Origin of the sequence: Micromonospora globbae (assembly GCF_003610785.1) — a bacterium.
GTDB lineage: Bacteria > Actinomycetota > Actinomycetes > Mycobacteriales > Micromonosporaceae > Micromonospora > Micromonospora globbae.
Map to the genome: position 1 here is coordinate 1 of NZ_RAQQ01000009.1, position 14,482 is coordinate 14,482.

11 protein-coding genes and 1 pseudogene are annotated in these 14,482 nt (G+C 73.4%); 8 read left to right on the plus strand and 4 right to left on the minus strand.

Features of this window, described 5'->3' with window-relative positions; genetic code table 11:
- Positions 1-289: 289 nt before the first annotated feature.
- Positions 290-673, minus strand: a complete 384-nt coding sequence (locus tag D7I43_RS13915; RefSeq protein WP_120329113.1) for a WhiB family transcriptional regulator — start codon at positions 671-673, stop codon at positions 290-292.
- 252 nt (positions 674-925) lie between these two features.
- Here D7I43_RS13915 and D7I43_RS13920 point away from each other — a divergent pair, with 252 nt between their 5' ends.
- Positions 926-1,753, plus strand: a complete 828-nt coding sequence (locus tag D7I43_RS13920; RefSeq protein WP_120328916.1) for a response regulator transcription factor — start codon at positions 926-928, stop codon at positions 1,751-1,753.
- A gap of 63 nt (positions 1,754-1,816) precedes the next feature.
- On the opposite strand, the gene D7I43_RS13925 is transcribed toward D7I43_RS13920, so the two are convergent.
- Positions 1,817-2,227, minus strand: a complete 411-nt coding sequence (locus tag D7I43_RS13925; RefSeq protein WP_120328917.1) for a DUF5319 domain-containing protein — start codon at positions 2,225-2,227, stop codon at positions 1,817-1,819.
- A gap of 182 nt (positions 2,228-2,409) precedes the next feature.
- Between D7I43_RS13925 and guaB the strand changes: the two genes are divergently transcribed.
- From guaB to D7I43_RS13945, 4 genes are all read left to right on the plus strand, one after another.
- On the plus strand, positions 2,410-3,972 hold the full coding sequence (gene guaB / locus D7I43_RS13930) for an IMP dehydrogenase (protein WP_120328918.1): 1,563 nt from the start codon (positions 2,410-2,412) through the stop codon (positions 3,970-3,972).
- Between the two features lie 38 nt (positions 3,973-4,010).
- Complete coding sequence (locus D7I43_RS13935; protein ID WP_120328919.1) at positions 4,011-5,129, plus strand: GuaB3 family IMP dehydrogenase-related protein; 1,119 nt, start codon at positions 4,011-4,013, stop codon at positions 5,127-5,129.
- Between the two features lie 49 nt (positions 5,130-5,178).
- Positions 5,179-6,579 (plus strand): M1 family metallopeptidase, encoded by a 1,401-nt coding sequence (locus tag D7I43_RS13940; RefSeq protein ID WP_240032952.1) that lies wholly within the window; start codon positions 5,179-5,181, stop codon positions 6,577-6,579.
- Positions 6,580-6,698: 119 nt separating this feature from the next.
- Positions 6,699-8,159, plus strand: a complete 1,461-nt coding sequence (locus D7I43_RS13945; protein ID WP_120328920.1) for a M1 family metallopeptidase — start codon at positions 6,699-6,701, stop codon at positions 8,157-8,159.
- A 143-nt stretch (positions 8,160-8,302) separates the two neighbouring features.
- On the opposite strand, the gene D7I43_RS13950 is transcribed toward D7I43_RS13945, so the two are convergent.
- Positions 8,303-9,427, minus strand: coding sequence for an LCP family protein (locus D7I43_RS13950; RefSeq protein WP_192902153.1), 1,125 nt, complete (start codon positions 9,425-9,427; stop codon positions 8,303-8,305).
- A 134-nt stretch (positions 9,428-9,561) separates the two neighbouring features.
- On the opposite strand from D7I43_RS13950, the gene D7I43_RS13955 reads away from it, so the two are divergent.
- Both D7I43_RS13955 and guaA read left to right on the plus strand, forming a co-directional pair.
- Positions 9,562-11,256, plus strand: a complete 1,695-nt coding sequence (locus D7I43_RS13955; RefSeq protein WP_120328921.1) for an FAD-dependent oxidoreductase — start codon at positions 9,562-9,564, stop codon at positions 11,254-11,256.
- A 115-nt stretch (positions 11,257-11,371) separates the two neighbouring features.
- Entirely contained in the window at positions 11,372-12,925 is a 1,554-nt protein-coding gene (gene guaA / locus D7I43_RS13960) for a glutamine-hydrolyzing GMP synthase (RefSeq protein ID WP_120328922.1), read from the plus strand.
- A 94-nt stretch (positions 12,926-13,019) separates the two neighbouring features.
- On the opposite strand, the pseudogene D7I43_RS13965 reads toward guaA, so the two are convergent.
- Positions 13,020-13,310: pseudogene (locus D7I43_RS13965) on the minus strand (PspC domain-containing protein); the annotation flags it as partial.
- Between the two features lie 144 nt (positions 13,311-13,454).
- Between D7I43_RS13965 and D7I43_RS13970 the strand changes: the two are divergent.
- Positions 13,455-14,402, plus strand: coding sequence for an NUDIX hydrolase (locus D7I43_RS13970; protein ID WP_120328924.1), 948 nt, complete (start codon positions 13,455-13,457; stop codon positions 14,400-14,402).
- Positions 14,403-14,482 lie beyond the last annotated feature (80 nt).

A 14,482-nucleotide genomic window follows, 5' to 3' on the forward strand; every position in this document is an offset into this window, starting at 1 on the left:
ATCCCGACGGGCCTCGACCGCCAACCGGGTCGCACGCTCACGCAGCTCATCGTTGTACTTCTTCGGTGCAGGCATCGCTGGTGTTCCTCCCAGGTTTCGATGTCTCCATCAAACCCGGGGCGGGACAGAACACCCGACCCCGCCAAACGCTGGGCTGGGCCACCCCAGCCCAGCGACTAGCCGAACTCATCACGCCCTAACAATTGCACTCACCACTTGACGCCACCAGATCGAAAAGGCCGCCAACCTCATGATCAACGGGGTAGAGGGGGACGGGACCGGGGGACGGTCAGGCTACGTTTCGTTGGGCTGGGACCGTTGCCTTGTGGGGTCGGCCGAGCCGGGCTTCCAGCCGGGCCACGTCGACCCGGGTGTGGCGCCGGTCGGCCAGGTCCTCCCAGCCGATGGCGAGCAGCCGCAGCCGCTCGGACTCGCTGAAGCCACCCCACACGCCGTACGGCTCCCGGACCGAGAGGGCGTGCGCGGCGCACTCGGCCCGCACGGGGCAGGTACGGCAGACCGCCTTCGCTCCGGACTCCCGGCGCAGCCGGGAGGAGCCCCGCTCGCCGTCGGGGTGGAAGAACTGGGCGCTGTCCCGCCCTCGGCAGGCGCCGAGCCGCTGCCAGTCCCAGAGATCGACGATGGGTCCGGGCAGTCTACGTACGTTCGACATCAGCACCCCTCCTCCCGCGCGGCACCGCGAGATACTCATGGCCGGCCTCCGGGCGGCGGGCCGCACAGGCGCACCGATCCCGGCCTGGATCTCCCGGTACCCGGGTGCCGCGCGACTCACACGTGTGTGATCCAAAACCTCTGACGACTTGCGGCATATGCCCCATCTGTCGGAAAAGTTCGGAGGATTGCCGGGAACCTCCTCCCCGAGCGACCCCGTCGTGGTCTGCTCGTTGGCGGAGAGGAGACCACAGTGCGTACCGTTCTTGTGTGCGTCCGGACACCGCTCGCGGCGCAACATCTCACCTCCGCGGCGGCCCGGCTCGGACTGTCCGCGGTCGTCCGTACCGCCGTCTCCGATCCCGAGGTGATGCTGCGCCTCGCCGAGCGGCAACCGGACGTCGTACTCGCCGACACCGCGCTCACCCGCCCGGACAGCGCCGGCTTCGTCCGCCGGGTGCTGGCCCGCGCGCCGCAGGCCGCCGTGCTGCTGTTCGGGGCCGAGGAGTCCGAGGCGGCCGCGGCGACCATCAACGCCGGCGCCCGCGGGCTGATCCAGGGCGCCGACCACGACCTCACGAGCGCCGTCGCCAAGGCGCTGCTGCTGCTCTCGGCGCCCGGCCGGGCGGCCCGCCACCGGGTCACCGACCCGGCCCGCGACACCGCGGCGGTCGGCGGCCCGGCCCGCTCGACGCCGCCCGGCCGCAGCGGCGGGGACCCCGGTCCGGGCTGGTCCGCCGGCCCCGCCGAGGGACCGGGCGGCGCGCCGGCGGTGGTGCCGGTGCAGCGCGGCGACGACGGGGCCGAGGGCAACGGCGGCGAGCCGGAGGGTACGCCGCCCGACGGGCAGCGGCCGGCGGCGAACGTACGCGCCGCGCGGGCGTCGGTGGGGCTGACGGAGCGGGAACTCCAAGTGCTGCTCGGCATGGCCGAGGGCAAGAGCAACGCCGAGATCGGGCGGGAGCTGTTCGTCTCCGAGGACACCGTCAAGACGCACGCCCGCCGGCTCTTCCGCAAGCTGGGCGCGCGGGACCGGGCGCACGCCGTGGCCGCCGGCTTCCGGGCCGGACTGGTGGCCTGACCGAGGGTCCGCCGGGATCGGGCCGTCGCCTTCGACCCGGACACCGCCGGCACGAGCGAACGGTCAGGAGCGCTCGGCGGACTCCTCCTCGTCGCCGCCGTCGGTCAGCGTGTCGTGCACACCGTCCGCGTAGCCCCGGGCGTACTCCCAGGTGACGTAGTGGTCCGGATCCGGGTCGTACGCCGGCTCGTGCACTCGCGGCCGGCCGGAGCTGAGCAGGTGCCGGAGGTTGCCCCGAAGCAGGTCCCAGTCGAAGTAGTGCGGCTCGCGGCAGTCCTCGCACTCGATCACCAGCCCGCGGACCCCCACGGGAGCCAGCAGGGCCTGGTAGATCTCCAGGTCGGCGAGATCCTCCAGCACGTCCTGCCGCTCGACGTCGGTCAGCGGGTCCAGCTGTGCGTCGCCCGGGTCGTGCAGCCCCGCCGCCGGGTCGGCCGGGTCGCCGTTGAACGGGTCGATGGGCTCGTCGTGCACCCCCTCACCGTAGACCGAAGACCGCGCTCACGCCCGCCCCGCACGCGCGCCGACCGGCCCGGCGCGACGAGGGGCCGCCCACCTGCACGGGTACGATGGGAGGACGCGCCGCGTGCGGCGTTCCTCCGGTGCCCGCCGCGCCACCTCGCCGAAGCCCGTTCGACCAGCTCAGGGGAGCAATCGTGGAAATTTCGCCCAGCACCGATCTTCCGGCCGGCGCCGATCACGGCGAGCTGGGCGGCCACCTGCCGGAACTGCCGGCCGGTTCGGCCCGGGTGGTGCCGCTCGGCCTCACCTTCGACGACGTGCTCCTCCAGCCCGGCGAGTCGGACGTGGTGCCGAGCCGGGTGAACACCGTCACGCGGATGACCCGCAACGTCACCCTCTCCGTACCGCTGCTGTCCAGCGCCATGGACACGGTGACCGAGGCCCGGATGGCGATCGCCATGGCTCGCCAGGGCGGCATCGGCGTGCTGCACCGCAACCTCTCGGTGGAGGACCAGGCGCTCCAGGTCGACCTGGTGAAGCGCTCCGAGTCCGGCATGATCACCAACCCGGTGACCGCCAGCCCGGAGGACACGCTGCGCGACGTCGACGCGCTCTGCGGCCGCTACCGGATCTCCGGCGTCCCGGTGGTCGACGGCGACGGCCAGCTCGTGGGCATCGTGACCAACCGGGACATGCGGTTCGTCTCCGACCCGTCCACCCCGGTCCGCGAGATCATGACGCGGGCCCCGCTGATCACCGCGCCGGTCGGGGTGAGCAAGGACGAGGCGCTCACGCTGCTGCGCCAGCACAAGATCGAGAAGCTGCCGATCGTCGACGGCTCGGGCCGGCTGCGCGGCCTCATCACGGTGAAGGACTTCACCAAGAGCGAGCAGTACCCGAACGCCACCAAGGACGAGGCGGGCCGGCTCCGCGTCGCCGCCGCGATCGGTGTGGGCGAGGACGCGTACAAGCGCGCCCGGACGCTGGTCGACGCGGGCGTGGACGTGCTCGTCGTGGACACCGCGCACGGCCACCAGCGGGCCGTGCTGGACATGGTCCGCCGGCTCAAGAAGGACGTGGCCGTCGACGTGGTCGGCGGCAACATCGCCACGTACGCGGGCGCGAAGGCCCTCGTCGACGCGGGCGCCGACGGCGTGAAGGTCGGTGTCGGCCCGGGCGCCATCTGCACCACCCGGATCGTGGCCGGCGTCGGTGTGCCGCAGATCACCGCGATCATGGAGGCGGCCCGGGCCGCCCGTCCGGCCGGCGTGCCGGTGATCGGCGACGGCGGCATCCAGTACTCGGGCGACATCGCGAAGGCCCTCGTCGCCGGCGCCGACACGGTGATGCTCGGCAGCCTGCTGGCCGGCTGCGAGGAGAGCCCCGGCGAGCTGATCTTCGTGAACGGCAAGCAGTACAAGGCGTACCGGGGGATGGGCTCGCTCGGCGCCATGCAGTCCCGCGGGCAGGCCAAGTCGTACTCGAAGGACCGCTACTTCCAGCAGGACGTGACCAGCGACGAGAAGCTGGTCCCCGAGGGCGTCGAGGGCCAGGTGCCGTACCGGGGGCCGCTGTCCCGGGTCGCCCACCAGCTCGTCGGCGGCCTGCGGCTCGCGATGGGGTACGCCGGCGCGGAGAGCATCCCCGAACTCCACGAGCGCGGCCAGCTGATCCGGATCACCGCGGCCGGGCTCAAGGAGAGCCACCCGCACGACATCCAGATGACCGTCGAGGCGCCCAACTACCACACCCGGTGACCCCCCACCACCACCCCCGACACCAGCAGGAGTGAGCCATGCGTGACGTGGTCGAGATCGGGTTGGGCAAGACCGCGCAACGCGGCTACCACCTGGACGACATCGCGATCGTGCCGAGCCGCCGGACCAGGGACGTCGACGACGTCTCCACGGCCTGGCAGCTCGACGCGTACCAGTTCGGCATCCCGTGCGTCGGGCACCCCTCCGACGCCACGATGAGCCCGGCCTCCGCCGTGCGGCTGGGGCAGCTCGGCGGTCTCGGCGTCCTCAACGTCGAAGGGCTGTGGACCCGCTACGAGAACCCCACGAAGGTGCTGGAGGAGCTGGCCGGGCTCGACGAGGACGCCCGCGCCACCAAGCGGCTCCAGGAGGTGTACGCCGAGCCGATCCGCCCCGACCTCATTGCCGAGCGGGTGCGCGAGCTGCGGGCCGGCGGCGGCACGGTGGCCGTGCGGGTCTCCCCGCAGCACACCCTGGCGCTCGCCCCGGTGATCCTCGACGCCGGCGTGGACATCCTGGTCATCCAGGGCACGATCGTCTCCGCCGAGCACGTCTCGACCACCGACGAGCCGCTGAACCTCAAGGAGTTCATCGCCGACCTCGACCTGCCGGTCATCGTGGGCGGCTGCACCGACTACAAGACGGCGCTGCACCTCATGCGGACGGGCGCGGCCGGCGTCATCGTCGGCATCGGCGGCGACGACTGGTCGACCACCGAGTCGGTGCTCGGCATCCGGGTGCCGATGGCCACCGCCATCGCCGACGCCGCGGCGGCCCGCCGGGACTACCTGGACGAGACCGGCGGCCGGTACGTGCACCTGATCGCCGACGGCGACATCCGGACCTCCGGCGACATCGCGAAGGCGCTGGGCTGCGGTGCGGACGCCGTGATGCTCGGCGAGCCGCTCTCCCGGTGCACCGAGGCGCCCGCCGGCGGGGCCTGGTGGCACTCGGCGGCCAGCCACCCGTCGCTGCCCCGAGGCGCGTTCTCCGTCGCCAGCGAGCCGCTCGGCTCGATGGAGCAGGTCCTCTCCGGCCCGGCCGACGAGCCGGACGGCCAGCTGAACCTGTTCGGCGGGCTGCGCCGCGCGATGGCCAAGTGCGGCTACCGCGACCTCAAGGAGTTCCAGAAGGTCGGCCTGGTCCTGGACCGCTGACCTGCGCGAACCCGCCGTACCGCACCGGCCGCGCCGATAGGCTCGGCCGGTGCGACGTATCTACCGGCCCGTGCTCGCCGCCGCGTTGGTGGTGGTGCTCGCGGCCAGCGGGTGCACCCGGTCCGATGAGGACCACGCGTTCCGGCCGGGCGGCGCGGACGCGGGCGACCCGTACGTGCCGGGGCGCGGCAACGGCGGGTACGACGTGGCGCACTACGCCCTCGACGTGCGGTACGACCCGGCGAGCGACCGGCTGACCGGGAACGCCACGGTGACCGCCACCGCCACCCAGGGACTGTCCCGGTTCAACCTGGACCTCGCGGGGCTGGACGTCGCGCGGGTGACCGTCGACGGCGCCGCCGCCGCGCACCGGCGGACCGGGGAGGAACTGGTCGTCACCCCGGCCCGCGGGCTGCCGCGGGGCGCCCGCTTCACCGTCGAGGTGGCGTACGCCGGGGTGCCGGCCGCCGTCGCCGACGGCGCCCTGGGTTCCGGCGGTTTCCTCCACACCGACGACGGCGCGATCGCCCTCGGCCAGCCGGACTCGGCGGCGACCTGGTTCCCGGTCAACGACCACCCCTCGGACAAGGCCACCTACGACATCGCCGTCACCGTCCCGGATGGCCTGGCGGCGCTCAGCAACGGAGTTCCCGGGCCGCGGAGCAGCGCCGACGGGTGGACCACCTGGCGGTGGAGCGAGCGCGCACCGATGGCCAGCTACCTGACCACGTTGGTGATCGGCGACTACCGGGTCAGCACGGGCACGCACGCGGGTCGGCCCATGGTCACCGCGGTGCCCGCGGGCGAGCCGGCCACCGGGCCCGCCGCCGTCTCGCTCGCCCGCACCGGCGCGATCGCCGACTTCCTGGCCAGCCGCTTCGGGCCGTACCCCTTCGACTCGTACGGGGGGATCGCGGTCGCCGACGAGCGGATCGGGTACGCGCTGGAGACCCAGTCCCGACCCGTGTACGGGCCGGGGTTCTTCGCCGACGGCCGGCCCAACCCGACGGTGGTGGCGCACGAACTGGCCCACCAGTGGTTCGGGGACAGCGTCTCGCTGCACCGGTGGAGCGACATCTGGCTCAACGAGGGCTTCGCCACGTACGCCGAATGGCTCTGGGAGGAGCACGACGGCGGGCGGAGCGTGCAGCGCCAGTTCGAGGCGCAGTACGCGACCACCGACTGGTCGCAGCCCTCCGTGGACCCGGGCCGGGACGGCATGTTCGGCAACGCCGTCTACCGGCGCGGCGCGCTGGCCGTGCACGCCCTGCGCCGCACCGTCGGCGACGACGCGTTCTTCCGCATCCTCCGCGAGTGGACGGCGCAGCGGCGCGGCGGCAACGGCACGACCGCGGACCTGGTCGCCCTCGCCGAGCGGGTCTCCGGCCGGCAGGTGCGGCCGGTCCTCGACGCCTGGCTCGTCGGCGCCAGCCCACCGGCCCTGCCGTGACGGGCCCGTGATGGTCGCTCGGTAGGCTGCCGCGGACGGACCGGGCGGGGCGCCGGTGCGCTCGACCGGCGCGCCGGGGCGGGCGCGCGGCCCGTCGGCGACAGCGGGAGGGCGAGGCGATGAGGCAGCCACGGCGGTCTCTGGGTGCGGGTGTCGGTCTGCTGCTGGTCGGGGGACTGCTCGCCGCGTGCGGCTCGGCGCCCGACGACACCGGCGCCGATCCCGTGGCCGGCACGTCGTCGCCGGCCGAGCGGCGTTTCACCCCCGGTGCGGCGGGCGCGGGCGACCCGTACTTCCCCAGCTACGGCAACGGCGGCTACGACGTCGACCGCTACACCGTCAAGGTGCGGTACGACCCGGCGAAGGACCGGCTCACCGGCACCACCACCGTGCACGCCTCCGCGACCAGCGACCTGTCCGCGTTCAACCTGGACCTCGCGGGACTGACCGTGCGCTCGGTGACCGTCGACGGCGCCGCCGCGAAGCACGCCCGCAAGGGCGACGAGCTGGTGGTCACGCCGGCCCGCGGCCTCATCGCGGGCAACGGCTTCGTCGCCGAGATCGCGTACGAGGGTGAGCCCGAGCCGCTGGCGAACGAGGCGCTCGGCGAGGGCGGCTTCATCCACACCTCGGACGGCGCGATCGCGCTCGGCCAGCCCGAGTCCGCGAGCACCTGGTTCCCGGTCAACGACCACCCGTCGGACAAGGCCACGTACGACTTCGAGATCACCGTCCCGGAGGGACTGACGGCGGTCAGCAACGGGGTGCCGGGCGGAAAGTCGAGCGCGGACGGCTGGACCACCTGGAAGTGGTCCGAGCGGGCGCCCATGGCCAGCTACCTGAGCTTCGTGATGATCGGCGAGCTGCGCGTGACCACGGGGAAGCACAAGGGGCGGCCCGTCTACAGCGCGATCGACGCCGACGTGCCCGAGGGTGCGGCGGACGAGTCGATCGAGGACACCGTGGAGGTCGCCGACTACCTGGAGACCGTCTTCGGGCCGTACCCGTTCGAGGCGTACGGCGGGGTGGTGGTCTCCGACAGCCGGATCCGGTACGCGCTGGAGACGCAGTCCCGGCCGGTCTACTCGGTGAGCTTCTTCCGGCAGGGCGTCAACACGGAGGTGGTGGCGCACGAGCTCGCGCACCAGTGGTTCGGCGACAGCGTCTCGCTGAACCGGTGGGGCGACATCTGGCTCAACGAGGGCCTCGCCACGTACGCCGAGTGGCTCTGGACCGAGCACCGGGGCGGCCGGAGCGCGGAGGAGTCGTTCATCGACCGGTACCACGGATCGTCCACCCAGCTCTGGCGTACGCCGCCGGGCCGGCCGGGCGTGGAGAACCTGTTCAGCAACTCCGTCTACCAGCGGGGCGGGATGACCGTGCACGCCCTGCGGGTGGCCGTCGGCGACGACGCGTTCTTCAAGATCCTGAAGACCTGGGCGGCGGAGAAGCGCAACGGCAACGGCACCACGGCCGAGTTCGTGGCGCTCGCCGAGCGCGTCTCGGGCAAGAAGCTCGACGCCCTGTTCGACGCCTGGCTCTACGGCACCGAACGCCCCGCCGAGCCCAAACCCCTGTAACCCCGCGCGCCCCCGTCCCTCTTCCCCCGCGATCTTGCACTTTGTGCCCCGGCATTCCGGGCAAAAGCCACGAACGAGGGGCCGAAACTGCAAGATCGCGGGGGAGAGGGGGCGGGGGCGCGGGGAGGGGAGCGCGGGGAGGGTTAGGTTTTGACTTTCAGGGTTGGGTGTTTTGTCAGGTAGGCGTCGGCGCGGCCGGCGCGTAGTTCGGTGAGGAAGCGGCGGCCGACCGTGGTCAGCTGCTCGCCCCGGTAGGAGCCGCCCGAGCCCACCGACGAGCCGGGCAGGCCGACCAGCACGAACCTGTCGGCGGGCAGGCCGCCCAGGGCGTACGCGAACTCGACAAGCCGCCGCCCGCCCCCGGCGTAGACGAGCGTGTCGCCGAGGGCGTCGACGACCTGCTGCACCTGGTCGGGGTCGCGGGCCAACCCCTGGTCGAGGATCTTCCGAGCCAGCGCCCGGATCAGCTGCTGCTGATGGCGTTGCCGGCTGTAGTCACCGCCCGGGATGTAGCGCTGCCGCGCGTAGTCCAGCGCCTGCCAGCCGGTCAGGTGGCGCCGGCCCTTCTCGTACACCATCTGCGGCCCCGTGTAGCCGCCGGGCGCGCTCGCCCGGTGCCGGCCGTCGGGCTGCCGGTGCCGCGAGACGACCCGCTGGTCGACGTAGATGTCGACCCCGCCGAGGCTGTCGACCAGCCGGTCGAAGCCGTTGAAGGTGAGCACCGCCCCGGCGTCGATCCGCAGCCCCGTGTAGCCGCTCACCGTGCTCCGCAGCAGCTCGTACCCCTGGGCGGTGTCCGGCTGCTTCGGACGGCCCGGCACCCTGCTGCCGTAGCTCATGGCGTGGGTGAGCTTGGTGCGCCCGCCCCGGTAGCCCGCCTTCGGGAAGGCCGGGATGTCGACCACCAGGTCGCGGGGGAGGGAGAAGAGGTACGCCCTGCCCAGCCCGCGCGGCACGTGCAGGACGAGCACGGCGTCGGCGTGCGGCTCCCAGCCGGGGACGCTGACCCGGGTGTCCACGCCCACCAGCAGCAGGTTGAGCGGCCCGGTGATGTCGGCCCCCGGAGGCGGTGGCGGCGGGCTCGGTGTCGTGCTGGGCGAGGCCGGTGTGGACGGACCGGGCGTGAGCACGGGCGTCGCCCCGCGGTCCGTACGCGGTCCACCCACCAGTCGCGTGGCCACGACGCCGCCCGCCACGACGAGCACGACGGCCGCCAGCAGCGCCACGAGCAGCAACCGGCGGCGCGGCACGGCCGAACCGAGGACCATCTGGCCACCCCCTCCACCGTGGGACGACGGGTGCCTCCGGTTGCCTCCCGGTGGCGCCGGTACGGCCCGGTGCTGTGGATGATCGCGCGAAACTGACCCTGGCGCGACAGCTACCGACCGGTAATGATGCGGTGATGCGGTACGACGTGCTCGTCATCGGGTCGGGCTTCGGCGGTAGCGTCACCGCGCTCCGCCTGGCCGAGAAGGGCTACTCGGTCGGGGTCCTCGAAGCGGGCCGGCGTTTCGCCGACGACGAGTTCCCCGAGACGTCGTGGCGGGTGCGGCGGTTCCTCTGGGCGCCGAAGCTCGGCTGCTACGGCATCCAGCGGATCACGCTGTTGCGGGCGGCCGACCGGCGCGCGGGCGGCGGGGTGCTGGTGCTCTCCGGCGCGGGGGTGGGCGGCGGCTCGCTGGTCTACGCCAACACGCTCTACGAGCCCCTGCCCGCGTTCTACACCGACCCGCAGTGGCGGGACATCACCGACTGGCGCGACGAGCTGGCCCGCCACTACGACCAGGCCAAGCGGATGCTCGGCGTCACCACGTACCCGGTGGACACCGGCGCGGACCGGGTGATGCGGGCGGTGGCCGAGCGGATGGGCGTCGGCCACACCGTGCACGCCACCCCGGTCGGCGTGCACATCGGTCGCCCCGGCGAGCGGGTGGCCGACCCGTACTTCGGCGGCGCCGGCCCCGAGCGCACCGGCTGCACGCACTGCGGTTCGTGCATGACGGGCTGCCGGCACGGGGCGAAGAACACGCTGGTGAAGAACTACCTCTGGCTGGCCGAGCGGCTGGGGGCCCGGGTGCATCCGCTCACCACGGTGACCGCCGTGCGCCCGCATCCCGAGGGCGGCTACGAGGTGCACACCGTACGCACGGGCGCGTGGCTGCGCCGGCGGCGGCAGGTCTTCCGGGCCGACCAGGTCGTGTTCGCCGCGGGCGCGCTCGGCACCCAGCGGCTGCTGCACGAGATGAAGGCGACCGGAGCGCTGCCCGCGCTCTCGCCCCGGCTCGGGGAGCTGACCCGGACCAACTCGGAGGCGATCCTCGGCGCGTCGGTGCCCCGCCGGCAGGCCCGGGCCGCGGGACTCGACTTCACCGAGGGTGTGGCCATCACCAGCTCGTTCCACCCCGACCCGCAGACCCACATCGAGCCGGTGCGCTACGGGCGGGGCTCCAACGCCATGGGCCTGCTCCAGTCGCTGCTGGTCGAGGGCGGGCCGCACCGCGTCCGGCGCTGGTTCGGCACGCTGCTGCGCCAGCCCGGTCTCGCCGCGCGGATGGTGTCCGTACGCGGGTGGTCCGAGCGGACGGTCATCGCCCTGGTCATGCAGTCGGCCGACAACTCCCTCACCACCCGGTGGCACCGGGGGCCGCTGCGCCGGCGGCTGGTCAGCGGGCCGGGGCACGGCACACCGAACCCGACCTGGATCCCCGCCGGCCACACCGCGGCCCGGCTGCTCGCCGAGGAGATCGGTGGTACGCCGGGCGGCGCGATGACCGAGCCGTTCGACATCCCGATGACCGCGCACATCCTCGGCGGGGCGGTGATCGGCGCCACCCCCGACGACGGGGTGATCGACCCGTACCACCGGGTCTTCGGCCACCCCGGCCTGCACGTCGTGGACGGGGCGGCCGTCTCGGCGAACCTCGGGGTGAACCCGTCGCTGACGATCACCGCCCAGGCCGAGCGGGCCATGTCGTTCTGGCCCAACAAGGGTGAGGAGGATCCCCGGCCGCCGCTGGGCTCCCCGTACCGGCGGCTGGCCCCGGTGCCGCCCCGCAACCCGGCCGTGCCCGCCGGCGCCCCCGCTGCCCTGCGGTGACAGGACCCCTACCCGGTGCCCGGCGTGGAGCGCGGGCCCCCTGTTAACAGGCTCACCCCGCCCACGGCACGGGGCGCGGCCGGCGGGGCCGTGACAGTCGGTAGGCTTTGTGCGCATGAGCACGCCTCGCCCCGTCCTCGTGGTGGACTTCGGAGCCCAGTACGCCCAGCTCATCGCGCGCCGGGTACGCGAGGCGAAGGTCTACTCCGAGATCGTCCCGCACACCATGCCGGTCGCCGAGATGCTGGCGAAGGACCCGGCGGCGATCATCCTCTCCGGTGGCCCGGCCAGCGTCTACGCGCCCGGCGCGCCGCAGGTCGACGCCGGCATGTTCACGGCCGGGGTGCCCGTCTTCGGCATCTGCTACGGCTTCCAGGCCATGGCGCAGGCGCTCGGCGGCACGGTGGCCCACACCGGCAACCGCGAGTACGGCGGCACCCCGCTGCGCACCCGCCCGGACGCCGGGGTGCTGCTCCGGGACCTCCCCGACGACCTGCCGGTCTGGATGAGCCACGGCGACTGCGTCACCGAGGCCCCGGCCGGCTTCACGGTCACCGCCGAGTCGGCCGGCGCGCCGGTCGCCGCCTTCGAGGACCTGGCGGGCCGGCGGGCCGGCGTGCAGTTCCACCCGGAGGTGGGGCACACCGCCCACGGGCAGGAGATGCTCACCCGCTTCCTCTACGACGTCGCCGGCATCGAGCCCACCTGGACGCCGGAGAACATCATCGACGAGCAGGTGGCCCGGATCCGCGAGCAGGTCGGCGACAAGGAGGTCATCTGCGCCCTCTCCGGGGGTGTCGACTCCGCGGTGGCCGCCGCGCTGGTGCACAGGGCCGTCGGTGACCAGCTCACCTGCGTGTTCGTGGACCACGGCCTGCTGCGGGCCGGCGAGGCCGAGCAGGTGGAGAAGGACTACGTGGCGGCCACCGGCATCAAGCTCAAGGTGGTCGACGCCCGGGAGCGGTTCCTCGGCGCGCTCGCCGGGGTCACCGACCCGGAGCAGAAGCGCAAGATCATCGGTCGTGAGTTCATCCGGGTGTTCGAGGCGGCCGCCCGGGAGGTCGCCGCGCACGGTGACGTCGAGTTCCTGGTGCAGGGCACCCTCTACCCGGACGTCGTGGAGTCCGGCGGCGGCACCGGCACCGCCAACATCAAGAGCCACCACAACGTCGGCGGGCTCCCGGAGGACCTGAAGTTCTCCCTGGTCGAGCCGCTGCGCACGCTCTTCAAGGACGAGGTGCGGGCGCTCGGCCTGCAGCTCGGGCTGCCCGAGGCGATGGTCTGGCGGCACCCGTTCCCCGGCCCGGGCCTCGCCATCCGGATCATCGGCGCGGTCGACGAGGAGCGTCTCGCCGTGCTCCGCAAGGCGGATCTCATCGCCCGGCAGGAGCTGAGCGCCTCCGGCCTCGACCGGGGTGTCTGGCAGTTCCCGGTGGTGCTCCTGGCCGACGTACGCAGTGTCGGCGTGCAGGGTGACGGGCGCAGCTACGGGCATCCCGTGGTGCTGCGCCCGGTCTCGAGCGAGGACGCGATGACGGCCGACTGGTCCCGGCTCCCCTACGAGCTGATCGCGAAGATCTCGACGCGGATCACCAACGAGGTGGCCGAGGTGAACCGGGTGGTGCTGGACGTGACCAGCAAGCCGCCGGGCACCATCGAGTGGGAGTGATCCGGGCTCAGGCCGCCGTCGGCGGCTGAGGCCCGGCCGGCGGGACCGGCGCCGTCGGCGGAACCTGCCCGGTCGGCGGGACTGGTGCAATGGGTCCGGCCGGCGGGAACGGTCCGGCCGGCGGAGGTTGCGGCGCGGTGCCCGTCGGGCGCGGCCAGGCGGGCGCGCCGGCCGGCTCCTCGGGCATCAGGAACCACATGATCGGGTACGCGAGCAGCGCGAGCCCGCCGGTCAGCAGGCCGGCGACCGCGAAGATCACGCGTACCAGGGTCGGGTCGACGTCGAAGTAGCGGCCGAGGCCGCTGGCGACACCGGCCACCATGCGGTCGGTGGTGGGTCGCCGGAGCTGCTTGTACGGGGGCTGGGGAGGGACGGTCGCTGTCATGCCTCCACGGTCCGCGCCGGGCGCGTCCACGGCCTCGGTGAGTGCCCGGATCCCTACCCTGACCACCCCCTGAGGGGCGAGCGTTGAGTCAGCAATCCGACTCTTTTCGATGCCGGTAACCCGCCCGGGGGAGAATTTTGTCCCGTGACCACCACGCTGACGCCGCTTCGCAGGATCGCGGCATACGCAGTTTGTGCTGATTCCGCCGGCCGGGTGCTGCTCGTCCGCGCCTCGAAGCACTCCGGCACACCCGGCACATGGTCCCTGCCCGGCGGGGCGGTCGATCACGGTGAGGACCCGAACCACACGGTCGTCCGGGAGACCGCGGCCGAGACCGGGTTGTCGGTGGCCGTGACCGGGCTCCAGGACGTGCTGGCGGACATGCGGGCGTTGCCCGAGCGTGGCATCACGATCCACACCGACCGGCTCGTCTACCGGGTCTCCGTACGGGGCGGCACCCTCACCGACCGGGTCGACCGGCCGACCGACCTGGCCCGCTGGTTCACCCGCGAGGAAGCGGCCAGGCTGCCGCTGCGCTCGTTCACGGCGCGCGCCCTCGACCTGCCCGCGTCCTCTGCCGACGTGGTCCCCGACGAGCCTCCGGAGTTCCCCTCCTTCTACGCCGTGCCCGGTCCCGACGGGCTGCACCGGGCGCAGCGCTTCGCCGCGTACGCGGTCTGCACCGACCCGGACGGCCGGGTGCTGCTCACCCGGGTCGCCGACGGCTACCCGGGCGCCGGCTGCTGGCACCTGCCGGGTGGCGGCACCGACTACGGGGAGCAGCCCGGCGCGGCCCTGATCCGTGAGCTGGCCGAGGAGACCGGGCAGACGGGTCGGCTGGTCGGCCTCCTGGGGGTGGCGAGCCACCGGGACGCCGCCTCGCTCGGCCCCGAGGGCTACCCGATCGACTGGCACGGCGTGCGCGCGTTCTACCGGGTGGTGGTCGACAAGCCGGCCCCGCCGCGGGTGACCGACATCGGCGGCTCCACGTGCGAGGCCCGCTGGTTCGCTCGCGAGGAGCTGGGCGCCCTCCCGGCCGACCGCCTCACGGAGGTCACCGCCGAAGCCGTCCAAGCCGCCAACCTGACCTAACCCCGACCCCCACCCCCTCCCTCCCCTCCCGTCCCGCTCACCCCGCTCCGCTCCGAGCGGTGATCATGAAGTTATTGTCG

What these genes read in the sequence shown, in the direction of transcription:
- D7I43_RS13915 (WP_120329113.1), bottom strand. Translation starts at nt 673, where the DNA reads ATGTCGAACGTACGTAGACTGCCCGGACCCATCGTCGATCTCTGGGAC.
- D7I43_RS13935 (WP_120328919.1), top strand. Translation starts at nt 4,011, where the DNA reads ATGCGTGACGTGGTCGAGATCGGGTTGGGCAAGACCGCGCAACGCGGC.
- D7I43_RS13945 (WP_120328920.1), top strand. Translation starts at nt 6,699, where the DNA reads ATGAGGCAGCCACGGCGGTCTCTGGGTGCGGGTGTCGGTCTGCTGCTG.
- D7I43_RS13950 (WP_192902153.1), bottom strand. Translation starts at nt 9,427, where the DNA reads ATGGTCCTCGGTTCGGCCGTGCCGCGCCGCCGGTTGCTGCTCGTGGCG.
- D7I43_RS13955 (WP_120328921.1), top strand. Translation starts at nt 9,562, where the DNA reads ATGCGGTACGACGTGCTCGTCATCGGGTCGGGCTTCGGCGGTAGCGTC.
- guaA (WP_120328922.1), top strand. Translation starts at nt 11,372, where the DNA reads ATGAGCACGCCTCGCCCCGTCCTCGTGGTGGACTTCGGAGCCCAGTAC.